This window comes from Enterococcus sp. AZ119, from assembly GCF_050546175.1.
GTDB lineage: Bacteria > Bacillota > Bacilli > Lactobacillales > Enterococcaceae > Enterococcus > Enterococcus faecalis.
Window position 1 is genome coordinate 1,264,012 of sequence record NZ_CP172951.1, and the last position, 23,457, is coordinate 1,287,468.

Here is a 23,457-nt window from a genome sequence, read left to right on the forward strand (position 1 = left end):
CGAACCATGGAAAGCATTGTTTTAATTGGTTTCATGGGTGCGGGTAAAACAACTATCGGCCAAAGTTTGGCCAATAAACTAAAGATGCCTCATCTTGATTTAGATACAGCGTTAATTGAAAAAATAGGACGCTCAATTCCTGACTATTTCGAAAAATATGGTGAAGCAGCTTTCCGAGAACAGGAAACCCAACTTTTAAAGGAGCTGTCAAAAAATACAGCCGTCCTTTCAACTGGGGGCGGGATTGTTATCGGACCAGAAAATCGTAGCTTATTGAAATCTTTTCAGCAAGTGATTTATTTACATGCAACACCAGAAGAGCTGTTAAAAAGAATCAAAGAAGATACTGAAAACCAACGACCCTTAGCTATAGAACGTTCTTCAAAAGAAATCATTACTTTATTTGAGTCTCGTAAAAATTTTTATGAAGAATGTGCGAAGATGACAATTGATACGACCAATCGCTCGCCAGAAGAAATTATCAATGAAATTCTGCAACAATTAAAGGAGTAGAGAAACGATGAAAGTTGGTTATTTAGGTCCGATTGGTTCCTTTACGTACAGTGCAACGTTGGCTGCTTTTCCTGATGCTACATTGATACCGTACGCATCGATTCCAGCTTGCTTGAAAGCAATTGAACAGCAAGAAGTGGCATGTAGCATTATCCCAATAGAAAACACGATTGAAGGAACCGTTAATGCATCGATAGATTATTTGTATCATCAAGCGCAGTTACCTGTCCAAGCAGAGTTGGTTTTACCGATTCAACAACAATTAATGGTGGCAAAAGAGAATCAAGCGATCTGGCAACAAAGTCAGAAAATTTTATCACATCCGCAAGCATTAGCTCAATCGCAGATGTTTCTAGCGAAAAACTTTCCAGAAGCGATTTTAGAAGCAACGCCTTCAACAGCTTACGCCGCCAAATACATTGCAGAACATCCAGAATTACCTTTTGCAGCTATTGCACCAAAACTTTCTGCGGAAATGTATGATTTGACCATTGTTGAAAAAAATATACAAGATTTATCGGTAAATCAAACCCGATTTTGGGTTCTTGGTTCTGAAAATTTAGCGATTTCTTTCCCGCTATCTGAGAAAAAAATAACGCTGGCGATTACGATGCCAAGTAATGTTCCTGGCTCTTTACACAAAGCATTAAGCGTGTTCAGTTGGCGAGGGATTAATCTTAGCAAAATAGAATCGCGGCCGTTGAAAACAAAGCTAGGAGAGTACTTCTTTTTAATGGACTTAGTGAAAGATCAACCAGAAAAATTAATTGAAGCAGCCTTAACAGAACTGGAACTCATTGGCGCAGAAATAAAAATTTTAGGGGATTACCCGATCTATGTTTTGTCCACACTTTAAAGAGTTAAAAATGAAAATGAAGCTTACTTATTAGATAAAGTGAGTTTCATTTTTTATTAAATTACATATTTGTAATAGGAATTTCCTGCGAAATGAGGTATCCTAAGAAAGGTGATAAAACACAGAGGTAAAGGAGTGACACGATGAGTCGTGTAGATCGTTATAAACATATTCATGAAAAATCGAGACCAGCAGAGCATAAAAAGACCTTTAATCCCCGAAAATCAATGGGTGAACATAGAGAAGAAGAACCAGAAGAACTAGCTGAAAGCCTTCAAGAGCCAGTTTACGAAGACAGCTATACTGAGGACAGTCGCAGAAGTGAGAGGCGACATCAAACAGATTCAGGTGGTGGCAACGGTTCTGACCAACCACCCCGCGGAAAAAAAGACAAGAAACCAAAAAAGAAACGTAAAAAATCAAAAACAAAACGCTTTTTCAAATGGCTAGTGATCCTATTGATTCTGTTATTTGCCTATAGTACAGTCATGTTTTTAAAAGGAAAATCTGCAGCAGAACATGATGACTCGTTGCCTCAAGAAAAAGTAGAAACATTTAATGGTGTCAGAAGTAGCAACGGGGCTAAGAATATTTTAATTCTTGGCAGCGATACACGTGGGGAAGATGCTGGACGAGCCGACACAATAATGGTTCTCCAACTAAATGGACCATCAAAAAAACCGAAATTAATTTCATTTATGCGTGATACATTCGTGGACATTCCTGGTGTCGGGCCGAATAAAATTAATGCCGCATACGCTTATGGCGGTGCTGAATTGGTTCGTGAAACGTTAAAACAAAACTTTAATTTAGATACGAAATATTATGCTAAGGTAGATTTCCAATCATTTGAAAAAATTGTTGACTCTATGTTTCCAAAAGGTGTCAAAATCGATGCAGAAAAATCACTGAATTTAGATGGCGTTGATATTGAAAAAGGGCAACAGGTCATGGATGGACATGTCTTACTTCAATACGCTCGCTTTAGGATGGATGAAGAAGGCGACTTTGGTCGGGTTCGTCGCCAACAACAAGTTATGTCAGCTGTAATGAGCCAAATGAAAAACCCAATGACTTTATTAAGAACCCCAGAATCACTTGGGAAATTAGTCGGCTATATGTCGACAGATGTGCCTGTTAGTTTCATGTTAACGAATGGACCATCATTGTTGATTAAAGGAAAAGCAGGGGTTGAGTCATTATCGGTTCCGGTACCAGATTCTTGGAATTTTGGTGAATCCTCTTATGCAGGCAGTATTTTAGAAGTAGATGAACAAAAAAATGCTGACGCCATCGAAAAATTCCTGAACGAATAAGGAAAGCATTTTAAAATATCCTTTTTTATGCTATATTAGAAACAACGTGGAAAATTAGTGAAACGAGGTTACAAAATGAAAATTGCTATTGTGACAGATAGTACAGCTTATTTACCCGAGCGCATTAAAGATCATCCGAATCTTTTTGTAATTCCCATCCCAGTCATTTTAGATGGAAAAATATACAACGAAGGCATTGACATTGAAGCAGATGAATATTATGCATTGCTAAATAATAGTAAAGAATTTCCGACGACTTCACAACCTGCTTTAGGAGAAGTGTTAGAGCTTTACAAATCAATCGCTGAACAAGGGTACGACACCATCATCAGCATTCATCTTTCTTCAGGAATCTCTGGTTTTGTTCATACATTGCACGGACTTACTGATGAAATCCCAGGCGTTGCTTTGTATCCATATGACTCAAAAATTACAAGTATGCCAATGGGACACATGGTAGAAGCTGCTTTAGATTTAACAGAAGAAAAAGCCAGCTTAGAAGAAATTTTTGCCAAATTAGATTTAATTCGTGACAATACGTATGCATATCTAATTGTAGAAGATCTGAACAACTTAGTTCGTGGCGGTCGCTTAACGAATGGCGCAGCGTTGATTGCTGGACTATTGAAGATTAAACCTATCTTGACTTTTGAAGATGGAAAGATTGTATTATTTGAAAAAATCCGTTCAACAAAGAAAGCTTTTGCTCGTGCAGAAAAGATTATTGGTGAACGAAACGCAGGGATTGAAGCGCCAGTTAAACTGTACGTGATTCATGCCAATAACCGCATCGTTGCTGAAAAAGAACAAGCAAAATTACAAAAGCTATACCCAAATGCAGAAATTGAAATCGGTCATTTTGGTCCAGTTATTGGGACCCACCTAGGGGAAAAAGCAATTGGTTTAGCGATTTCAGCTCAATAATAAAAGATGAGACAAAAGTAAACTACTTCTGTCTCATCTTTTATTCTATTATTTTGTCGTTTGCTGCTGTTACTCAGCCGAATACTTTTTGTTTATAAGAAAATGTAAAATTACTCCTTTTTATTAGAAAATATCTTGCAAATTAAGCAATTCCTTACAAAGTAATGTATACTAAGGAAGAGGAGGCGGTTAAATGAAAAGAAATATAGCCTTGTTGCAAAGCGAAAAAATGAAAAAAGTTCAAGCTTTAGCAAACTACTACCAAGAATCAATTGACTTACCGCCTGGAAAAAACCGTGAGGCGGTTATCAAAAAGATTAACGAATCAAAAAAAGAAATTAAAGAAATAAATGATATATTAACAGATATTCAAAAGAAAAAGAAATAAAGGAGTCGTTTGTGATTATCGATGGATTTACGTTATTGCTATTTTTATTTGTCGTCGTTATGTATGGTTACTTTTACTTCGTACGTAAAAGTATTGTAATTCCGGCTGCAAAACATCCTACAACAAAATATCTAGTTGCTTTTTTTAGTTTAATGATTCTGGCCAATGCATTTTCGGCAGGAGATAAAATTGAAATGATTCGAAGTGTGTTATATATTTTGATTATCTTCAGTTTTCTTTACGATGCAAGAGGTTTTGCGGAGGACTGTATTATTACGCATCCTTTTGACAATCGGGGCACGGCCTTTAAAGATATCGAAAAGATTGTCCTTGTTCAAAAGTCGAACGGTATTCGTTTAGGGTATTTAAAAAAAGGCAGAAGAGGGGTGGTTTTACGCTTTTCTGCGCCACTAGAAGAAATGGTTCTTTTTCTTTCAACACGGATGAATGAAGAGGCAGAAATTGATATTATTGTTAATGAAGATTAACCATGTTCAGCTCCTAGAAATCAGCTTTTCCCGCGTTAAGTTTTGTCTGAATTTCTTTTGAAAAAAAGAAAGCAATTTTGCTTGTACTTTTGGTAAAATTTGTTATAATTAGTCAGATTAAATTTTGGAAGGAAGTTGTTTCGGTGAGTGAAGAATTTGAAAAGTGTGTCGCTGACTTGAAAAAGAAATATCAAGCAATCCCTGAAGAAAAACGACAACACTTTGCAGAACGTATGCAAAAGAAAAATTTCTTACGCTACAAAAAGATTGAATTAATTAAAGGAGAACTTCTTCGTTTAGAAGCACGACGCGCTCAATTGGAACTTTGCGAACGCAGTTCTGAGTTAGAAGAAGTCGAAAAGAAAATTATTCTTAAAAAGAAAAAATTACTTAAATGTTTTGATCGGTAAGTCAATAAAAATTTAATATAGAAGGGAATGATAGGATGGAATTTACCTTTCTAATCATTGTTTTTGCACTGTCTATTACCTTCTCAAACATATTCAACCGGATTGTTCCCGTCATTCCGCTGCCAATTGTGCAAATTATTGTAGGCGTTCTAATTGGTTTAACTAAAATGGGGCAGGAAATTGAATTTGAGCCTGAAGTGTTTTTAGTAATGATTATTGCACCGCTTTTATTTAGAGAAGGGGAGCTAATCAATCTGAAAGCAATGATGAAAAATTTCGGGATGATTCTTTTCTTGGCCTTTTTTGGTGTGTTAATTACCTTAGTCGGAGTCGGCTGGACCCTGCATATGATTTTGCCTACTTTACCATTAGCCGCTTGCTTCGCTTTTGGAGCGGCTCTAGGGCCAACGGATGCGGTGGCGGTAGGTTCGTTATCAGGTCGAATTGACATTCCTGAACGTTCGATGAACATTTTATCTGGTGAAGGACTCATTAATGATGCATCAGGCGTTACAGCCTTTCAATTTGCATTAGCGGCTTTATTAACGGGGGCATTTTCGCCGGTGGAAGCGGCAGGGACCTTGGTTATTTCCAGTATTGGTGGAGCGGTAGTCGGAATCGTGTTAGTTCTATTAAAACAGCAAATTGTTCATTTACTTGAAACTGCGGTGGCAAAAGATGTTACAGGCTACTTGTTGATTGAATTACTCTTGCCATTTATTGCTTATTTAATTTCAGAGTTGATTGGCGTTTCTGGAATTATTGCCGCTGTGATTGCTGGAATTATGCAAGCGTCTAGTTTGAAAAAAGTTTCGCTTTTTGAAGCAGAGCTGTCAAATGTTGGCGAAAGTATTTGGAGTATGATTGAGTTCACTTTAAATGCCTTAGTTTTCTTATTCTTAGGAATTGAACTTTCTCAAGTGTTTTCGCCAATTTGGATTGACCAACAATATTCAAACTGGTTCCTACTAATGGTTGTTTTAATTATTAGTGGTGTCGTCTTTTTAATTCGTTTCTTAGCCATTTTCAGTGTTTACACGCTACAACATGGTTTTAAAAAAGTTAAAACTGCAATGAATGAAATGTTGATTTTAACATTTGGCGGTGTTAAGGGGACGGTAAGTTTAGCCACCATCTTTATTTTGCCAACAGCGATTAACGGCGAGCATTTTAAAGAACGACCGTTATTGCTATTCATTACGGCTTGTGTTATTTTGGTGACTCTGATTGGCGGGATTCTAGTTTTACCATTTTTAACTGATTCAGAGACGGAAGTGGAAAATGAAGAGTCAGTCGAAATTGATTTATTACGTGATGTCATTGATGTCTTAAAACAGCAAAATGAAGAGAATCCTCGTGGTGAAATGAATGCGGTCATTGAAAATTATCAAGATCGTTTAAAAGAATTGTATACCGAGCAGCTAAGTGCAGAACGAAAACAAGAAGTGCAAGAGTTGCGGACGTTAATTGTGTCCATTGAACGAGACGGCTTAGAAGAAAGTCTGAAACAAGGAGAAATTAGTGTCAGAAGTTATCGTATGTATCAACGCTTGATTACACGGATGCAACGGTCGATTGCCAAACAATTATTATCGATTGTAGGCTTTTGGTTATTATTTGCTCGACAAATCATTTCGATTCTTTTACATCCTAAGCTATTTTTCAATCGTGGTGAAGCTTCTGAAGAAGAAAAAGAATTACGAAATGAAGAACTAGAAAATATTCGCCAAGTTTTTCTAAGAAATTCTCAAGTTATTCTGAAGAGTTTAGATAATTTGCGCGGTGTCTATGATGATGATTTAATTGATTTCTTCATTGACGGACGCTTGGATTTAGCCCATAAGTTTGAAAAAGGCGAATTTATTGATTCGTATATTGTTCATACGGAGACAGACTATGTCAAAGACCTATTATTAGGCTTCCAAGAAGAACGACGGATGATTGATCATTACGAACAATCTGAACGCATTTCAATTATCGAAGCGAACGAGTTACGAAAAAATGTCAATTTATTAGAGAGTTATTCGATTAGCGGCGAAGTGAATAATGTTCCGCTGAAACGATTTGTTAAAAATTTTAATAAAGAATAAGTAATAGTGTATGAGATGAAACCAAGACGATTTTTATCTCATGCACTTTTTTTATAATCCAATTTTTGATACAATAAGCAAGACCAAAATAGAAGGAGTTGGTAGTGTCGGTGAAAGAATTAAAAGTAACAGATTTAACCAAAACATATGGGGAAAAAACACTATTTGATCATCTTTCTTTTTTGATTCATGAAAAAGATCGCATTGGTTTAATTGGGATTAACGGCACAGGGAAAACCAGTTTATTAAATATTATTGCTGGCGTAGATAGCGGTGATGGTGATCTTGCTGCGATTCAGCAGCCAAGTGATTATCAAATTGGGTACCTTTCCCAGAATCAAACATTTGACGAGAATATTACGATTGCAGAAGCCGTGTTTCAGGGAGACAGCCCGATCATAAAAGCGGTCAAAAATTATGAATTAGCGTTAGCTGCTTTAAGTGAGAATGGTTTAGACGAAGGGGTTCAAAGACGTTACACGCAAGCAGAAGAAGCCATGAATAAACAAGATGCTTGGACAGCAGATACCAATGCAAAAATTATTTTACAAAAATTAGGCATTCCCACATTGGAAAAGAAAATAGGTGAGCTTTCTGGTGGGCAGTTAAAACGAGTAAGCTTGGCGCAAGTCTTAATTGAAGCGCCTGATTTACTGTTATTGGATGAACCAACGAACCATCTGGATTATGAAACGATTGAATGGCTGGAAAACTTTTTAAATAACTATCGTGGCGCGGTTTTAATGGTGACCCATGACCGCTACTTTTTAGATCGAGTAACCAATCGGATTTTCGAACTTTCTTTTGGAAAACTGTATGAATACAAAGGAAACTATGAAACGTATGTGATGGAAAAAGCCGAACGTGAACGTGTCGCTGTAGAACAAGAAGAAAAAAGAAAACGCCTCTTCAAACAAGAACTTGCGTGGATGCGAGCAGGCGTTCAAGCACGAGGAACGAAACAACAAGCAAGAATTGATCGGTTTCAGGATTTAAAAGAAAACTTGCATCAGGTACAAACCAATGGCACCTTAGAAGCAGACTTTGCCACGCAGCGTTTAGGGAAAAAAGTTCTGGAAATCAAGGAAGGAAATTATGCCATTGATCATAAACAGCTTTTGAAAGACTTTAATTTACTCATTCAAGCAAACGATCGAATTGGCATTACTGGTAAAAACGGTGCAGGCAAATCCACATTATTAAATATTTTAGCTGGACGCATTCCTTTAGAGAGTGGTCTATATAGTATCGGTGAAACCGTCCGAATTGGCTATTATACCCAGCAAAACGAAGAAATGGATCCTAATCAACGGATGATTGCTTATTTGCAAGAAGCAGCAGAAGAAGTGAAACGCAGTGATGGAAGCAGCGTTGGGGTCGCTGAAATGTTAGAGCGCTTTTTATTTCCTCGTTTTATGCATGGCACACTGATTGGCAAACTGTCTGGTGGAGAAAAACGCCGGTTATATCTCTTAAAATTATTAATTAGTCAGCCTAACGTGTTATTATTGGATGAGCCAACCAATGATTTGGACATTGATACGTTGACCATTTTAGAAGATTATATCCAAACGTTTAAAGGAGCGGTAATTGCGGTTTCTCATGACCGTTATTTCTTGGATAAAACAATGGATAAATTGTTAGTTTTTCAAGGAAATGGTCAGATCCTATCATTTTATGGCACGATGAGTGAATATTTGGCGAACCAAAAAGAACAAGAAAAGGTCAAAGAAAAACCGCTCAATAAACCAGTAAAAGAAGCATCGACAGAAAAGAAAGAAAAAACAAAGCTGACTTATATGGAACAAAAAGAGTGGGCAACAATTGAAGAAGACATCACACAATTAGAAACGAAATTAGAAACATTAACTGAAGAAATGAATCATCAGGGTGATGATTTTGTTCGTTTACAAGAATTGCAAGAAGCAGTAACAGCAACGGAACAATTGTTAGAAGAAAAAATGAATCGTTGGGAATACTTGAGTGAATACGCGGATTAAGAGACGGAGGGAATAAGATGGAAGAAGCATACTTAGCGCTAGGAAAAAAGATTTTAGAAGAAGGTCATTTTAAAGAAGACCGTACAGGAACTGGGACGTATAGTTTATTTGGCTATCAAATGCGTTTTGATTTGGCCAAAGGATTTCCCTTACTAACAACCAAACGAGTACCGTTTGGCTTGATTAAAAGTGAGTTATTGTGGTTTTTAAAAGGCGACACGAATATTCGCTATTTGTTAGAGCGAAATAATCATATTTGGGATGAATGGGCGTTCGAACGTTACGTAAAAAGCGCAGATTATCAAGGACCAGACATGACGGATTTTGGGCATCGTGTCTTACAAGATCCAGCGTTTGCAGAACAATACAAAGAAGAACATCAAAAATTCTGTGATGCCATTTTAAATGATGCAGAGTTTGCAGAAAAATATGGTGAATTAGGGAATATTTATGGTGCACAATGGCGTCACTGGGAAACCAAAGATGGTAGCTTTATCGATCAATTAGCTAATGTGATTGAAATGATTAAAACCAATCCTGATTCTCGCCGTTTAATTGTTTCCGCTTGGAATCCAGAAGATGTGCCTTCAATGGCGTTGCCGCCTTGTCACACTATGTTTCAATTTTATGTAAATGAAGGAAAATTAAGCTGTCAACTTTATCAGCGCAGTGCCGATGTTTTTTTAGGTGTTCCTTTTAACATTGCAAGCTATGCTTTATTGACACATCTGATTGCGCATGAAACAGGTTTAGAAGTGGGGGAGTTTGTACACACGCTAGGAGATGCCCACTTATATCAAAATCATGTGGAACAAATGCAAGAACAATTATCACGAGAAGTTCGTTCTTTCCCAACGCTCGTTTTGAATCCAGACAAGGCTTCTGTTTTTGATTTTGATATGGAAGATATTAAAGTAGAAGGCTATGACCCACATCCAACGATTAAAGCGCCGATTGCCGTATAAAAAAGGAGAGAGAAGCTATGTTAGCAGCCATTTGGGCCCAAGATGAACAAGGAGTGATTGGTAAAGAAGGCAAATTGCCTTGGCATTTACCCAACGACTTGAAATTTTTCAAGGAAAAAACAATTCATAATACATTGGTTTTAGGACGTGCAACTTTCGAAGGTATGGGATGTCGTCCGTTACCAAATCGAACAACGATTGTTCTTACCAGTAATCCGGATTACCAAGCTGAAGGCGTTTTGGTTATGCATTCCGTAGAGGAAATTCTTGCGTATGCTGACAAGTATGAAGGCGTGACCGTTATTGGTGGAGGTTCTGTCGTTTTTAAAGAATTGATTCCCGCATGCGATGTCTTATATCGGACGATGATTCATGAAACGTTTGAAGGCGACACCTTCTTTCCAGAAATCGACTGGTCTGTTTGGGAAAAAGTTGCCACTGTTCCCGGCGTCGTGGACGAGAAAAATCTCTATGCACATGACTATGAAACGTATCATCGAAACGATAAATAATAAAATGAAGGGAGTCATGAGCAATGCCGACATTGAAAGAAAAAATTATTCAAGAGAGTCAACGTTTAGGCATCGATAAAATCGGCTTTACTCATGCTGAACCATTTATTGAATTAGAAGATTCTCTGCATGAACAACGAGAGCGAGGATATAACTCGGGATTTGAACATCAAAATGTGGAAGAACGAATTTACCCAGAAAAAACGTTTGAGCATCCTAAAAGTATTATCTCCATTGCTTTAGCTTATCCCACCAAAGCTCAGGAAAAAATGCCTAGAGATGAAAAGCGTGGACAATTTGCGCGAGCCTCTTGGGGAATTGATTATCATCACATTTTGCAGGATCGGTTGCAAAAATTAATTGCTTTTATTGAAGAGCAAGCTGCCACTGAAGCAGAAAAAGAACACTGGCGCTTTCGGCCACAAGTAGATACTGGCGAATATGTTGACACCGCTGTTGCTCAGCGGGCGGGTTTAGGATTCATTGGTAAAAATGGTCTACTGATTACCGAAGAATTTGGTTCCTTTGTATATTTAGGTGAGGTGACCACCAATATTCAATTTGAACCAGATGAACCTGTTCCAAATGGTTGCGGTGATTGTACTCGTTGTATCACAGGGTGTCCTACAGGGGCTTTGTTAGGGGACGGTCGAATGAATGCTCAAAAATGTTTGTCTTATCAAACGCAAACAAAAGGCATGATGCCTGAAGACTATCGGAAAAAAATGCGTAACGTCATTTATGGTTGCGACATTTGTCAGCTGGTTTGCCCTTATAATAAAGGAAAAGATTTTCATTTTCATGAAGAGATGGAACCAAAGATTGAAGAAGTTTATCCCAAATTAGCACCGTTATTAACTATTTCCAATAAAGAGTTTAAACAGCAATTCGGACACTTAGCAGGCTCTTGGCGTGGTAAAAAACCATTGCAACGGAATGCTTTAATTGCGTTAGCGAATTTGGGCGGCCGTGAAGCTATCCCACAAATTATTCTCTGTTTAAATGATCAGCGTCCTGTCATTCGCGGAACAGCTGCTTGGTCGTTAGGTCAGCTCGCAAAAAGAGAACCCGAGCAAAGTTTAGAAGCTTTAAATTATCTACTTTCTGTAGAAACTGAAGAAGAGGTTATCGAGGAAGCCCAAAAGGCTATTCACTTGTTAACAAGCAAAAAAGGAAGCCGCTCAACGGAGTGACTTCCTTTTTTTATTAAATATGATTGCGATATAAACCAACAACTTTACCTAAAATTGTAACGTTATCTAAAAGAATAGGCGCTAATGCATCATTTTCAGGCTGCAAGCGGATATGATCTACTTCTCGGAAGAATCGTTTACAGGTTGCTTCATCTTCATCGGTCATTGCGATTACGATGTCGCCATTATTGGCATTCGATTGCTTACGAACAATCACTTGGTCGCCATCTAGAATACCTGCGTTAATCATACTTTCTCCTCGAATCGTCAACATAAATAAAGCATTTTCTTCTGTACGTAAATCAGGAGGTAACGGGAAGAAATCTGATGCTTCTTCCACCGCTAAAATTGGTTCACCAGCAGTTACGACACCTAACATCGGAATAGTTGTCGGCTGAATTCCGATCTTTTCCAAGCCTTCTGGTGTTAATTCGATTGCTCGCGGTTTTGTTGGGTCACGTAAGATTAGACCCTTTTTTTCAAGACGAGCTAAATGTCCGTGAACGGTAGAAGTTGAGGATAAATCAACAGCCTTCCCAATTTCGCGAACGGTTGGCGGATAGCCCTTTAATTCGACTTGTTCGTATATATATTTAAGTACTTCTAATTGTCTTGTTTCTGTACGTTTCGCCAAAACCCGCACCTTCTTTCAATTGATAAAATTAGTGTACCATAAAATGCGAACGAAATCAAACAAGCGTTCGTGTTTTATAAATATCAGAATATAGTTGTTTTTTTAAGGCAGTTTTTATAATATAGACAGTGAGAGTAAGGAGGGATTTTGATGTTATCGAAAGAAAAAATTGCCCGTATAAATGAATTAGCGAATAAAGCAAAAGTGGAAGAACTTAGTGCGAAAGAAAAAGTCGAACAACAAGAATTACGTAAAGAGTATTTAGAAGCATTTCGTGGAGGGATGCGTCACCATATCGAAGGAATGAAGGTCGTGGATCAAGAAGGGACCGATGTGACTCCTGAAAAACTAAAAAAAATTCAGCGTGAAAAAGGACTTCACAACAGAAAGTAATTGCTTTCATTGTCGAAATAAGCTACACTATGAATAAAGGTAAAAAAAACCTAAATTAGGAGATGATTTTTTTGTTTGACAAGACAGATCAATTGGGCGTTAATACAATCCGGACATTAAGTATTGAAGCCGTACAAAAAGCGAACTCAGGACATCCTGGTTTACCAATGGGTGCTGCCCCAATGGCGTATGCACTTTGGACAAAACATTTAAAGGTGAACCCAACAACTTCTAGAAACTGGGTTGATCGTGATCGTTTTGTACTTTCAGCAGGCCACGGCTCTGCAATGTTGTACAGCTTATTACATCTATCAGGATACAACGTAACAATTGACGATTTGAAAAATTTCCGTCAATGGGATAGTAAAACACCAGGGCATCCAGAAGTGCACCACACAGATGGTGTTGAAGCAACAACAGGACCTCTAGGACAAGGGATTGCTATGGCTGTTGGTATGGCAATGGCTGAAGCGCATTTAGCTGCAACTTATAATCGTGATAGTTTCCCTATTATGGATCATTATACGTACGCAATTTGTGGTGACGGCGATTTAATGGAAGGTGTTTCTCAAGAAGCAAGTTCAATGGCTGGTCATATGAAATTAGGTAAATTAATTGTCTTGTACGATTCAAATGACATCTCATTAGATGGACCAACTTCTAAAGCCTTTACTGAAAATGTTGGGGCTCGTTATGAAGCATACGGATGGCAACATATTTTAGTTAAAGATGGCAATGATTTAGATGAAATAGAGGCTGCTATTGAAGCGGCTAAAGCTGAAACAGATAAACCAACATTGATTGAAGTTAAAACAGTCATTGGTTACGGAGCACCAAAAGAAGGAACTTCTTCCGTTCACGGCGCGCCAATTGGTGAAGAGGGCATTACAGCGGCTAAAGCTGTTTATGGTTGGGAATATCCTGACTTTACTGTGCCAGAGGAAGTCGCTGCTCGTTTTAAAGAAACGATGATTGACGAAGGCCAAAAAGCAGAAGCGGCTTGGAATGAGATGTTTAAGAACTATGAACATGCGCATCCAGAATTAGCCAAACAATTTAAAGAAGCTTTTGCCAACCAATTACCTGAAGGTTGGGAACAAGAATTACCTAAATATGAACTAGGAACAAGTGCCGCAAGTCGTGTAACAAGTAAAGAAACGATTCAAGCTATTTCAAAAGTTGTTCCAAGTTTCTGGGGCGGTTCAGCTGATTTATCTGCCTCAAATAATACAATGGTTGCTGCAGAAAAAGATTTCGAACCTGGTCAATACGAAGGCCGTAATATTTGGTTTGGTGTTCGCGAATTTGCAATGGCTGCAGCAATGAACGGGATTCAATTACACGGTGGTAGCCATGTTTATGGCGGGACATTCTTCGTCTTTACTGACTACTTACGTCCAGCAATCCGTTTAGCCGCTTTACAAAAAGTTCCTGTAACTTACGTCTTAACGCATGACTCTGTTGCGGTGGGTGAAGATGGGCCAACACACGAACCAATTGAGCAATTAGCAAGTGTTCGTTGCATTCCAAATGTTCATGTGATTCGTCCAGCAGACGGCAATGAAACTGTTGCTGCTTGGAAAATTGCTATGACTTCTACGGAAACACCAACTATTTTAGTTCTAAGTCGTCAAAACTTACCTGTTTTAGAAGGAACGTTAGAACACGCTTCTGATTCTGTTCAAAAAGGTGCTTATGTATTGTCACCACAAAAAGGTGAACAACCAGCAGGGATTTTAATTGCGACTGGTTCTGAAGTAAATCTAGCAGTGGAAGCACAAGCTAAATTAGCGGAAGAAGGCATCGATGTATCTGTCGTGTCAATGCCAAGTTTTGATTTGTTTGAAAAACAATCTGCTGAATATAAAGAAAGTGTGTTACCTAAAGCTGTGACAAAACGTGTGGCGATTGAAGCTGCAGCAAGCTTTGGTTGGGAACGCTATGTAGGAACAGAAGGCAAAACAATCACAATTGATCACTTCGGCGCTTCTGCACCTGGCGGTCTAGTTCTTGAAAAATTCGGCTTTACTCCTGAAAATGTGGTTAATACCTATAAATCACTATAAATAAAGATTAAAAAACCTGAATGCTTGTGATAGCATTCAGGTTTTTTTGCTTCATTTCTTTTTGGGAGCAAAGAGCATAAAGTGGAAAATAATGCGAACAATTGGAACCCAATACCAGTTAAAGTAACACCGGACCAACCATAATTTTGCCACATTAATGTACCAATCAATGAACCCAGTGAACCGCCGATGAAATAGAAAAACATAAAGACGGTATTGTTACGATTGCTGGCTTCTTCTCCCAAATTTTGGACGCGTGTTTGATTGGCTACTTGCCCAAATTGAGTACCGATATCTAAAACAATAATTGCTAAGATTAGTAAGACCACATGTGTTCCACCTAGAAAAAGTAGGATAAAACTACCGAACTGCATCAACAGGCCAATCAAAACAATCTTCCGTTCTGGATAATAATCGGATAGACGACCAATGATGGGTGCTACGAATGCTCCCGATAAACCAAAAATTGCTAAAATACCGACTTCTTTCGGTCCCCAATAATAAGCTGGACTACTAACAAAGAAAATTAATGTAGACCAAAAGATTGAAAAGGTTGCAAACATAAAAAAGCCATTGACAGTTGCTTCTCTTAACAAAGGTTGCGATTTGATTAGCTTAGGAAGACTTTTCAAAGAACCTAAATAAGTTAATCGATTTGAAGTTTGAGTATGTATCACTGTTTTGGGCAATTTTAATTGAAGTAGAACGACCAATGCTAACACGAATATTACGGCGATTAAGTAGACTGTTCGCCAAGAAGCTGCACTAGCAATGAAACCCGAGATCGTTCGAGACAATAAAATTCCTGTCAATAGTCCGCCCAGCATTCGACCTGTTACTTTACCACGGTTCGCCGGTCCCGCCATGACCGCAGCATAAGGAATAATAATTTGGGCGACAATAGAGAGCAGCCCGATAAAAAAAGAAGAGAGTGCAAAAAGGAGAAAACTTGGTGCAAAAAACGCAGCACTTAGAGACAGCGAGGAGAGCGCGGCTACTCGAATGATTAATTTGCGACGATCAACGACATCGCCTAATGGAACAAGAAAAAGTAATCCTAGCGCATAGCCTAATTGGGTCAGCATAGTAACAAAACCAATAGAACCAATACTGACTTGAAAGGCCTGAGCAATTTGGGTGCCAATTGGTTGAATATAATACATATTGGCGACCACGACCCCGCAAGTTAACGCTAATAAAAACGTCACTTGATTTGTTAAACCCGATTGTTGTTTCTTCATCTAACCACCTACATTTCTATGTAATTCATTTTGTAATACAACAACTACTTGGTAATAGTTGTTTTTGACTACAAAAACAGACTTCTCTTATAAAGTTTGTTCAAAAAGTGACAAGTCCATTAAAAATTTTATCACAATAAATAAAGAAAAGTAAGAGGATAAATAACAAAAATCTCATCAAATTGAAAAGAAGAAGTGGTTGTTTTCACAAGTGTGAAGAGGGTTAATTAAATACAAACAAGATTTCAATTACATTACAGAAATTTTAAAACTCAAAATTTAATACGTTTATTTCTTGTTTCAATAGGAAATTAACGGTAAAATAGAAAAGTGAGACAGTGAGGAGGAAAAATGAATGAGCGAACAGTTAACAAGAAGTAGTAAACATATTCAAAAAGCTCTTAAAAAGCAAAAAGCTTATAAACGTGCTACCGCCGTTGCGGGGACTTCAATGATTTTAGCACCTGTGGTTGGTGCTGCGGTACCTGCCCAAGCAGAATCAAGCCAGCAAGCATTTATTAATGAAATCGGAAATTCAGCAGCAGCCGTTGCCAATAGCAATGATATGTATGCTTCCGTCATGATTGCTCAAGCGTTGCTAGAAAGTAGTTATGGTAGTTCTGGGTTAGCATCTGCACCGAACTATAACTTGTTTGGTGTAAAAGGAAGTTATAATGGACAATCTGTTTATATGCCAACAAAAGAATATTTAGACGGACAATGGGTGACCGTCACAGCAGCATTTAGAAGTTATAATTCTTATGCGGAATCGTTCCAAGATCATGCCAATGTTATTCGTTCCACTGCTTTTGGGGATACATACCATTATTCTGGCGTTTGGAAGAGTAATACTAGCAGTTATCGCGATGCAACAGCCGCTTTAGCTGGAAGTTATGCAACTGATCCAGGCTATGCCGAAAAATTGAATTGGTTAATTGAAGCATATAATTTAACTCAATATGATTGGGGAGCACCAGTCGCTCAAACTACTAGTTATTCAGATACAACGGGAACCGTTGATACAACAATCGATACAGCGGCTTCTGCAACAGCAACAGCAGAAACTGTAGCTAGTCAAAGTTACACTGTCGCAAACGGCGACACATTGTGGGACATTGCTGCACGTTTTGGAACGACAGTTGATAATTTAATGTCACTAAATGGATTAACATTGGATTCTGTTTTATCGGTGGGTCAAACCATCCAAATCGGTTAATTTTGCAATTATTTAGTTGAAGAAGGACCTTACAAAAGCGGCAGTTTTTGTAAGGTCTTTTATCGTGAAAATAGGTAGTGCTAGCAGCAATTATTGGATGAGTATAATCCGTTTTTTTATTTAATTTTTCACAAACTAAAATTCGTTTTTCTGGTAGAAATCGTTTTTTTGAGCTATGCTTAGAGAAAGAATTATTATATTGTTTGTAAAATTGGAGGATGTAGGATTATGACTAAAGGTTATGTAAAATCAGTAACAGAGTTAATTGGTCAAAGCCCAGTTGTGAAATTAAAACGGATGGTACCAGAAGGAGCTGCAGAGGTTTTTGTTAAACTAGAGTTCTTTAATCCTGGTGGCAGTGTGAAAGATCGAATTGCTTTAAGCATGATCCAACAAGCCGAAGCAGATGGTCGCCTAAAACCTGGACAAACGATTATTGAGCCGACTAGTGGTAATACAGGCATTGGGTTAGCAATGGTAGGTGCTGCGTTGGGATATCCAGTTAAGATTGTGATGCCAGATACTATGAGTATTGAACGCCGCAAATTAATGCAAGCATATGGGGCTGATTTATTATTAACCCCTGGTGCCGAAGGAATGAAAGGGGCAATTGCAAAAGCTACAGCATTAGCAGAAGAACACGGGTACTTCATGCCTTTGCAATTTAATAATCCGGCTAATCCAATGGTACATGAACAAAAAACAGGAAAAGAAATTGTTGATGTCTTTGGTAAACGTGGCTTAGATGCGTTTGTTTCTGGTGTTGGCACTGGAGGAACCGTTACAGGAGTTGGCCATGAATTGAAACGGATTTTTCCAGATATTGAAATTGTTGCAGTAGAACCAACGGAGTCGCCTGTTTTAGAAGGTGGCGAACCAGGTCCACATAAAATCCAAGGAATAGGTGCTGGCTTTGTCCCAGACGTTTTAGACACCACCGTTTATCAAAAAGTTGCCGCTGTTTCTAGTGAAGACGCGTTAGAAACTGCTCGTTTAATGGGGCCAAAAGAAGGCATCCTTGTGGGGATTTCAGCAGGGGCAGCAATTAAAGCGGCCATTGATTTGGCAGTCGAATTAGGCGCAGGCAAACGTGTCTTAGCGCTGGTTCCAGATAACGGTGAACGTTATCTTTCGACAGCTCTTTACGAATTTCCAGAATAAAAAACACGCAAAAAAACGAGCATTTCTCTTAGTTTAGTAAAATGCTCGTTTTTTCCACGAGAATCCTACAATAATTCTTGTCAATCGTAATAAGAAATAGTATTATTTAAGAAAGATAGACAGGGGAGGGATACAAAGATGGACAACGTATTGGTTAAAAATGCACTCGCTGAATTAAAAGAAGCCAATATCCGAATTACTCCGCAACGTTATGCTATCTTGGAATATTTAATCGAAAATCATACACACCCAACAGCTGATGAAATTTATCGCGCACTAGAAGATCATTTTCCAAATATGAGTGTAGCAACGGTTTACAACAATCTACGTTTATTTACTGAAATCGGTTTCGTTCAAGAAATGAGTTATGGCGATGCATCTAGTCGTTTTGATTTTAGTTCGAAGAAACATTATCACGTGATTTGTCAAAAATGTGGTAAAATCGTTGATTTTCATTATCCAGGGTTAGAGGACGTTGAAATGGCCGCTAGTAAATTAACAGGCTTCGAAATTAATGAACATCGTTTAGAATTATATGGATTATGTCCAGATTGCCAACAAGCACAACAGGAGAATGTGTAAAAAATTACATACTGTTAAAAATTTATCAAAAGATAAGTCACTTGTCTAGGCAAATTTCACAAGCGTAAGAGTTTTCACTCTTATGCTTGTTTTTTTGTGTGGTTATTGACTTTTAAATTCTTAAAAACAAAAAATTAACTAGCTATTATTAAGAATTAGCAACAGTTTGTGAATTTTTTTATATGCGATTCACAAGCATAGAACTCGAATAAGCTTGATTCCTCTGATATATTTTAAACAGACAGAGGGAGACGTCACCTCTGCAAAACAAAGATTGTGAAAGAAGGGATTTACAACATGAAAGTCGTAGTCGTAGGATGTACCCATGCTGGAACTTCAGCAGTTAAAAGTATTTTAGCAAATCACCCGGAGGCGGAAGTCACTGTATATGAAAGAAATGACAATATTTCCTTCCTATCCTGCGGAATTGCCTTGTACGTTGGAGGCGTAGTTAAAAATGCTGCTGATTTATTTTATTCAAATCCAGAAGAACTGGCTTCTTTAGGAGCAACAGTGAAGATGGAACACAATGTTGAAGAAATCAACGTGGACGACAAAACTGTTACAGCGAAAAACTTACAAACGGGTGCAACTGAGACCGTTTCTTATGATAAATTAGTGATGACAACTGGTTCTTGGCCAATTATTCCACCAATTCCAGGAATTGATGCTGAAAATATTTTATTATGTAAAAACTATTCACAAGCCAACATGATCATCGAAAAAGCGAAAGATGCCAAACGTGTCGTTGTCGTTGGTGGCGGTTATATTGGTATTGAATTAGTAGAAGCTTTTGTAGAATCTGGTAAAGAAGTCACTTTAGTTGACGGGTTAGACCGCATTTTAAATAAATATTTAGATAAGCCATTCACAGATGTTCTAGAAAAAGAATTAGTTGATCGTGGCGTTAATTTAGCTTTAGGTGAAAATGTCCAACAATTCGTAGCAGATGAGCAAGGAAAAGTAGCAAAAGTCATTACACCAAGTCAAGAATTCGAAGCAGATATGGTGATTATGTGTGTTGGTTTCCGTCCAAATACAGAATTATTAAAAGATAAAGTTGACATGTTACCAAATGGTGCAATTGAAGTCAATGAGTATATGCAAACAAGCAATCCTGATATTTTTGCTGCGGGTGATAGTGCAGTTGTTCACTACAACCCAAGTCAAACAAAAAATTATATCCCATTAGCAACGAATGCTGTTCGTCAAGGTATGCTAGTAGGTCGTAATTTGACTGAACAAAAATTGGCTTATCGTGGCACACAGGGAACTTCTGGCTTATATTTATTCGGTTGGAAAATTGGTTCAACAGGTGTGACAAAAGAAAGTGCCAAATTAAACGGACTAGATGTCGAAGCAACTGTTTTCGAAGATAACTATCGTCCAGAGTTTATGCCAACAACTGAAAAAGTTCTGATGGAATTAGTCTATGAAAAAGGAACACAACGCATTGTTGGTGGTCAATTGATGTCTAAATATGATATCACACAATCTGCCAATACTTTATCATTAGCGGTCCAAAATAAAATGACTGTCGAAGATTTAGCGATTTCTGATTTCTTCTTCCAACCACATTTTGATCGCCCTTGGAACTACTTAAACTTATTAGCCCAAGCCGCTTTAGAAAATATGTAATTAATAATGATAGAAAAAGGATGAAGAACAGAAGTTCTTCATCCTTTTTGTTAGTCACTAAGCGCTCCAGTTGTTTGGTTCATTAATGCCATTAATTGCTCTTTCGTTGTTCGTTTGATAGAAAGAGGGGGGAGATTATCTAAAGAAAAATAAGCACAATTCGAGGTTTCAATGTTTTTTTCAAAGGGATGATTTTCTAAAATCTCACAAGAAAAGATCATTTTATAGTACTGAAATAGTTGAGGAATGTCTTTTCGTTTATCTGTATCATAAACAGCAAGCAATTCTTTTGCTGTAACAACTAAGCCAGTTTCTTCCAATACTTCTTTTTCAATATTTTCTTTAGGGGAGCAGCCAATTTCGGCATAGCCACCAGGTAATGACCATTCTTTGGTCCGTAAATCTTCAACTAATAAAAAACGATTCTCTTTTTTTATCAAACCGCGAAGATCTACTTTCGGTGTTGGATAACCTTCCTCTTTAGTTAAGATTTTTTCTAAGTCGGGCAAAACAGTCGCTTCGTGTCCGGTTGTGCTAATAAGTTGTAACGTAAGTTCTCGTAGTTCTTGGTAACGTTCTTGATCAAAAGCATCTTTCCCGTAAAAAAGACCTGCATCCGCCAATGCTAGCAACCGCTTATAGGTGTTCAGATAATCCATATACGCACGCTCCTCATAGACTTAATACGTTTAGTTTAACAGAAAAAAACAAAGGAAGGGCAGATTTAGCGAGAAAAGGCGTCGTTTTAAGGAAATAATAAAGAATAAATGACTAACTTACATTTTTGAACTACCTATGCTATTATTTAATAAAAAGGATTGTGTATACAATAATTTTGTTATGTAAACAAAAAGGAGGTTGTAAATTGAAAGAATTTACAATTATAAGGGAAAAAAATGCAGATAAAAAGACTCAGGCAGCACAAGAAGTATTGTTTAATCTTCCAGAATGGTTTGGCCTTGAAAAAGAGACCCGAAAGTATATCGATATAGCTAGCACTTTACCTATGTGGGTGGCAAAGGATGTAGAGAATAAAACACTCGGTTTTATAACACTTTCAGAAACAAGTAAAGATACAGTAGAAATCCATTGTATGGCAGTTAAAAAGCGGTATCATCGCAAAGGTATCGGCAAGTTATTGATAGAAATCGTGGAAACGCATTCTAAAAATAACTATTTTTTTATTCAAGTCAAAACAGTTGACGAAGGAAATTATTCCGTGTACGATCATACTATTCGTTTTTACGAATCATTGGGTTTTAAGCGCCTTGAGGTTTTTCCGACATTATGGGACGCTTGGAATCCTTGTTTAATTTTAATTAAACAGTTGATTTAATCTACAAAGGAGTTTTAGTATGTCAGTATTTATTAGAGAGTGTACCGTCGCAGACGTACCAGAATTAGAGGCCATTTGCCAAGAGACTTTTGCAGATACTTATGGAGATGGCGAAAACGAAGAGGATTTACAGGCACATTATGAGAGGAAATTTAGTCCAGCAGTTTTAGAAAGCGAAATCTTACATAAAGATTCGCAATATTTCTTTGCTTTTTATAATAATGAACTTGCAGGTTATGTGAAATTAAATCACGGTGATGCTCAGATTACCTATCAACATCCACAAGCGTTACAAGTTGAGCGCATTTATATTCGTAAATCTTTTAAGCGTTTAGGCTTAGGCAAACATTTGATTACGAAAGCAATTGAATTAGCGGAAGAAGCAGAAAAAGAGACGGTTTGGTTAGGTGTTTGGGAACATAATCATCCAGCGCAAAAATTTTATCAATCATTAGGCTTCGTCAAAACAGATGAACATGATTTTTATATGGGAAATGAACGCCATACCGATTATACAATGACGAAACAGTTAAAAGAGTCAACGTAAAGCAAAAACAAGGAAACGGACGCAGTGAAGCCGACGATTCCTTGTTTTTTTATCTTAAAATTGTGAAGGAGATTTTCCATAATATTTTTTGAATAATTTACTGAAATGATAGGCATCTTCGTAACCAACCGTTTTTGCCACTTCTTTAACACTTAAGGAATCATTTTTCAACAATTCTTTCGCATGGTTTAAGCGGATTTGAATTAAATAATTGATTGGCCCAACGCCTGTGGCCGCTTTAAAGGTTTTCGACAAATAAGTCGGGGTAACATATAACATTTCAGCTAACTGTTCCAAAGTAATTTCTTCGTCATGGTGCGTTTCCAGATAATAAATCGTATGATTGACTAAATTTCGTTTTCTTTTTTCCGTTTTCGATAGCCGAGTTTCAATTTTATTTTCTTGATCAACTGCTAAACTTCTTAAAATATAGACCAATAGTTCAATAACTAATGCTTTAATTTGTAACGCTGATTCAACTTCTTGATGGTTTAATTCATGAACAATTTGCCAAGCTTTTTCTAAAAAAGCACCATGTAAATGACTTAAATCTAATAAAGCTGATTTATTTGGAAATACGTTTCGCGCTAAGCCTTCTAAATAGAGATTTGAAATGCCAATGTGTAGTTGATGTGAGTAAGTTCCTACTTTTTGTTGCTCACCATGTTCCGTTCGCGGATTAAAAAGAAACACCGTACCAGCAGTGGCATGGTACTGTTGCCCTTGAACAATATATTCAGATTCACCTTCTAAAAGAATAGATATTTCCAGAAATTCATGATGATGACAATTATAAGGGTGGGTCTCTTCGTTCCAAGGATCAAAGGCATATAAAATTTCAGGATTAAACGTTCGACTATTTGTGTAGTTCATAAAAAATCACTCCTACTTGTATCCGCTTTCTATACTATATTGTACATCAAAATATACAAGAATGCCCATTTCTTTTCCTATAAAAAAACAGTAATCTTATACACGTCCATAAAAA

The 23,457-nt window shown here is 37.5% G+C and carries 23 protein-coding genes and 1 pseudogene; 20 read left to right on the forward strand and 4 right to left on the reverse strand.

Going from position 1 to position 23,457, the window contains the following annotated elements; all coding sequences use genetic code 11:
• The first annotated feature begins 6 nt into the window (after nucleotides 1–6).
• The 12 genes from IGL37_RS06140 to queG all read left to right on the forward strand — a co-directional run bounded on the left by IGL37_RS06140 (nucleotide 7) and on the right by queG (nucleotide 11,655).
• Nucleotides 7–513 (forward strand): shikimate kinase, encoded by a 507-nt coding sequence (locus IGL37_RS06140; RefSeq protein ID WP_033917958.1) that lies wholly within the window; start codon nucleotides 7–9, stop codon nucleotides 511–513.
• A gap of 7 nt (nucleotides 514–520) precedes the next feature.
• Entirely contained in the window at nucleotides 521–1,369 is an 849-nt protein-coding gene (gene pheA, locus IGL37_RS06145) for a prephenate dehydratase (protein WP_002397303.1), read from the forward strand.
• A 143-nt stretch (nucleotides 1,370–1,512) separates the two neighbouring features.
• Nucleotides 1,513–2,685 carry an LCP family protein gene (locus IGL37_RS06150; RefSeq protein WP_016634339.1) on the forward strand — a complete coding sequence of 391 codons (1,173 nt, stop codon included), beginning with the start codon at nucleotides 1,513–1,515 and terminating at the stop codon, nucleotides 2,683–2,685.
• 75 nt (nucleotides 2,686–2,760) lie between these two features.
• Nucleotides 2,761–3,609: a DegV family protein gene (locus tag IGL37_RS06155; RefSeq protein ID WP_002382324.1), complete on the forward strand. Its 849-nt coding sequence runs from the start codon at nucleotides 2,761–2,763 to the stop codon at nucleotides 3,607–3,609.
• A gap of 193 nt (nucleotides 3,610–3,802) precedes the next feature.
• A complete protein-coding gene (locus IGL37_RS06160; RefSeq protein ID WP_002357574.1) occupies nucleotides 3,803–3,997 on the forward strand; it encodes a hypothetical protein in 195 nt (64 codons plus the stop codon).
• An 11-nt stretch (nucleotides 3,998–4,008) separates the two neighbouring features.
• Complete coding sequence (locus IGL37_RS06165; RefSeq protein ID WP_002357573.1) at nucleotides 4,009–4,485, forward strand: hypothetical protein; 477 nt, start codon at nucleotides 4,009–4,011, stop codon at nucleotides 4,483–4,485.
• A gap of 77 nt (nucleotides 4,486–4,562) precedes the next feature.
• Nucleotides 4,563–4,895, forward strand: a complete 333-nt coding sequence (locus tag IGL37_RS06170) for an ACP phosphodiesterase (RefSeq protein WP_002357572.1) — start codon at nucleotides 4,563–4,565, stop codon at nucleotides 4,893–4,895.
• Nucleotides 4,896–4,930: 35 nt separating this feature from the next.
• On the forward strand, nucleotides 4,931–6,985 hold the full coding sequence (locus tag IGL37_RS06175) for a cation:proton antiporter (protein WP_033917957.1): 2,055 nt from the start codon (nucleotides 4,931–4,933) through the stop codon (nucleotides 6,983–6,985).
• 110 nt (nucleotides 6,986–7,095) lie between these two features.
• Nucleotides 7,096–8,985, forward strand: a complete 1,890-nt coding sequence (locus IGL37_RS06180; protein ID WP_002365663.1) for an ABC-F family ATP-binding cassette domain-containing protein — start codon at nucleotides 7,096–7,098, stop codon at nucleotides 8,983–8,985.
• A 17-nt stretch (nucleotides 8,986–9,002) separates the two neighbouring features.
• Entirely contained in the window at nucleotides 9,003–9,950 is a 948-nt protein-coding gene (locus IGL37_RS06185; RefSeq protein ID WP_002357569.1) for a thymidylate synthase, read from the forward strand.
• Nucleotides 9,951–9,967: 17 nt separating this feature from the next.
• Nucleotides 9,968–10,462 carry a trimethoprim-sensitive dihydrofolate reductase gene (dfr, locus tag IGL37_RS06190; protein ID WP_002360302.1) on the forward strand — a complete coding sequence of 165 codons (495 nt, stop codon included), beginning with the start codon at nucleotides 9,968–9,970 and terminating at the stop codon, nucleotides 10,460–10,462.
• A gap of 23 nt (nucleotides 10,463–10,485) precedes the next feature.
• Nucleotides 10,486–11,655, forward strand: a complete 1,170-nt coding sequence (gene queG / locus IGL37_RS06195; protein WP_002382325.1) for a tRNA epoxyqueuosine(34) reductase QueG — start codon at nucleotides 10,486–10,488, stop codon at nucleotides 11,653–11,655.
• Nucleotides 11,656–11,668: 13 nt separating this feature from the next.
• On the opposite strand, the gene lexA is transcribed toward queG, so the two are convergent.
• Nucleotides 11,669–12,289, reverse strand: coding sequence for a transcriptional repressor LexA (gene lexA / locus IGL37_RS06200; protein WP_002357566.1), 621 nt, complete (start codon nucleotides 12,287–12,289; stop codon nucleotides 11,669–11,671).
• 150 nt (nucleotides 12,290–12,439) lie between these two features.
• Here lexA and IGL37_RS06205 point away from each other — a divergent pair, with 150 nt between their 5' ends.
• Both IGL37_RS06205 and tkt read left to right on the forward strand, forming a co-directional pair.
• A complete protein-coding gene (locus IGL37_RS06205; RefSeq protein ID WP_002382327.1) occupies nucleotides 12,440–12,682 on the forward strand; it encodes a DUF896 family protein in 243 nt (80 codons plus the stop codon).
• A gap of 71 nt (nucleotides 12,683–12,753) precedes the next feature.
• Nucleotides 12,754–14,748: a transketolase gene (gene tkt / locus IGL37_RS06210; RefSeq protein ID WP_002363962.1), complete on the forward strand. Its 1,995-nt coding sequence runs from the start codon at nucleotides 12,754–12,756 to the stop codon at nucleotides 14,746–14,748.
• A 51-nt stretch (nucleotides 14,749–14,799) separates the two neighbouring features.
• Here the strand turns inward: tkt and IGL37_RS06215 are convergent.
• A pseudogene (locus tag IGL37_RS06215) lies at nucleotides 14,800–15,989 on the reverse strand (MFS transporter).
• A 355-nt stretch (nucleotides 15,990–16,344) separates the two neighbouring features.
• Here IGL37_RS06215 and IGL37_RS06220 point away from each other — a divergent pair.
• The 4 genes from IGL37_RS06220 to IGL37_RS06235 all read left to right on the forward strand — a co-directional run bounded on the left by IGL37_RS06220 (nucleotide 16,345) and on the right by IGL37_RS06235 (nucleotide 20,586).
• Nucleotides 16,345–17,205 (forward strand): glucosaminidase domain-containing protein, encoded by an 861-nt coding sequence (locus IGL37_RS06220; RefSeq protein WP_002357562.1) that lies wholly within the window; start codon nucleotides 16,345–16,347, stop codon nucleotides 17,203–17,205.
• 228 nt (nucleotides 17,206–17,433) lie between these two features.
• On the forward strand, nucleotides 17,434–18,366 hold the full coding sequence (gene cysK, locus IGL37_RS06225) for a cysteine synthase A (RefSeq protein ID WP_033917956.1): 933 nt from the start codon (nucleotides 17,434–17,436) through the stop codon (nucleotides 18,364–18,366).
• Between the two features lie 138 nt (nucleotides 18,367–18,504).
• A complete protein-coding gene (locus IGL37_RS06230; RefSeq protein WP_002357560.1) occupies nucleotides 18,505–18,948 on the forward strand; it encodes a Fur family transcriptional regulator in 444 nt (147 codons plus the stop codon).
• A gap of 297 nt (nucleotides 18,949–19,245) precedes the next feature.
• A complete protein-coding gene (locus IGL37_RS06235; protein ID WP_430598829.1) occupies nucleotides 19,246–20,586 on the forward strand; it encodes an NADH oxidase in 1,341 nt (446 codons plus the stop codon).
• 50 nt (nucleotides 20,587–20,636) lie between these two features.
• Here the strand turns inward: IGL37_RS06235 and IGL37_RS06240 are convergent, their stop codons facing one another.
• On the reverse strand, nucleotides 20,637–21,245 hold the full coding sequence (locus tag IGL37_RS06240) for an NUDIX hydrolase N-terminal domain-containing protein (RefSeq protein WP_430598830.1): 609 nt from the start codon (nucleotides 21,243–21,245) through the stop codon (nucleotides 20,637–20,639).
• A gap of 176 nt (nucleotides 21,246–21,421) precedes the next feature.
• On the opposite strand from IGL37_RS06240, the gene IGL37_RS06245 reads away from it, so the two are divergent.
• Nucleotides 21,422–21,922, forward strand: a complete 501-nt coding sequence (locus tag IGL37_RS06245; protein ID WP_052133307.1) for a GNAT family N-acetyltransferase — start codon at nucleotides 21,422–21,424, stop codon at nucleotides 21,920–21,922.
• A gap of 19 nt (nucleotides 21,923–21,941) precedes the next feature.
• Nucleotides 21,942–22,469, forward strand: coding sequence for a GNAT family N-acetyltransferase (locus IGL37_RS06250; RefSeq protein ID WP_002357555.1), 528 nt, complete (start codon nucleotides 21,942–21,944; stop codon nucleotides 22,467–22,469).
• 54 nt (nucleotides 22,470–22,523) lie between these two features.
• On the opposite strand, the gene IGL37_RS06255 is transcribed toward IGL37_RS06250, so the two are convergent.
• The gene (locus tag IGL37_RS06255) at nucleotides 22,524–23,342 is read right to left on the reverse strand and encodes a helix-turn-helix transcriptional regulator (protein WP_002369381.1); all 819 of its coding nucleotides are present in this window, start codon (nucleotides 23,340–23,342) and stop codon (nucleotides 22,524–22,526) included.
• Nucleotides 23,343–23,457 lie beyond the last annotated feature (115 nt).

What these genes read in the sequence shown, in the direction of transcription:
- IGL37_RS06140 (WP_033917958.1), top strand. Translation starts at nt 7, where the DNA reads ATGGAAAGCATTGTTTTAATTGGTTTCATGGGTGCGGGTAAAACAACT.
- pheA (WP_002397303.1), top strand. Translation starts at nt 521, where the DNA reads ATGAAAGTTGGTTATTTAGGTCCGATTGGTTCCTTTACGTACAGTGCA.
- IGL37_RS06150 (WP_016634339.1), top strand. Translation starts at nt 1,513, where the DNA reads ATGAGTCGTGTAGATCGTTATAAACATATTCATGAAAAATCGAGACCA.
- IGL37_RS06155 (WP_002382324.1), top strand. Translation starts at nt 2,761, where the DNA reads ATGAAAATTGCTATTGTGACAGATAGTACAGCTTATTTACCCGAGCGC.
- IGL37_RS06160 (WP_002357574.1), top strand. Translation starts at nt 3,803, where the DNA reads ATGAAAAGAAATATAGCCTTGTTGCAAAGCGAAAAAATGAAAAAAGTT.
- IGL37_RS06175 (WP_033917957.1), top strand. Translation starts at nt 4,931, where the DNA reads ATGGAATTTACCTTTCTAATCATTGTTTTTGCACTGTCTATTACCTTC.
- IGL37_RS06185 (WP_002357569.1), top strand. Translation starts at nt 9,003, where the DNA reads ATGGAAGAAGCATACTTAGCGCTAGGAAAAAAGATTTTAGAAGAAGGT.
- dfr (WP_002360302.1), top strand. Translation starts at nt 9,968, where the DNA reads ATGTTAGCAGCCATTTGGGCCCAAGATGAACAAGGAGTGATTGGTAAA.
- queG (WP_002382325.1), top strand. Translation starts at nt 10,486, where the DNA reads ATGCCGACATTGAAAGAAAAAATTATTCAAGAGAGTCAACGTTTAGGC.
- IGL37_RS06205 (WP_002382327.1), top strand. Translation starts at nt 12,440, where the DNA reads ATGTTATCGAAAGAAAAAATTGCCCGTATAAATGAATTAGCGAATAAA.
- IGL37_RS06220 (WP_002357562.1), top strand. Translation starts at nt 16,345, where the DNA reads ATGAGCGAACAGTTAACAAGAAGTAGTAAACATATTCAAAAAGCTCTT.
- cysK (WP_033917956.1), top strand. Translation starts at nt 17,434, where the DNA reads ATGACTAAAGGTTATGTAAAATCAGTAACAGAGTTAATTGGTCAAAGC.
- IGL37_RS06230 (WP_002357560.1), top strand. Translation starts at nt 18,505, where the DNA reads ATGGACAACGTATTGGTTAAAAATGCACTCGCTGAATTAAAAGAAGCC.
- IGL37_RS06235 (WP_430598829.1), top strand. Translation starts at nt 19,246, where the DNA reads ATGAAAGTCGTAGTCGTAGGATGTACCCATGCTGGAACTTCAGCAGTT.
- IGL37_RS06240 (WP_430598830.1), bottom strand. Translation starts at nt 21,245, where the DNA reads ATGGATTATCTGAACACCTATAAGCGGTTGCTAGCATTGGCGGATGCA.
- IGL37_RS06250 (WP_002357555.1), top strand. Translation starts at nt 21,942, where the DNA reads ATGTCAGTATTTATTAGAGAGTGTACCGTCGCAGACGTACCAGAATTA.
- IGL37_RS06255 (WP_002369381.1), bottom strand. Translation starts at nt 23,342, where the DNA reads ATGAACTACACAAATAGTCGAACGTTTAATCCTGAAATTTTATATGCC.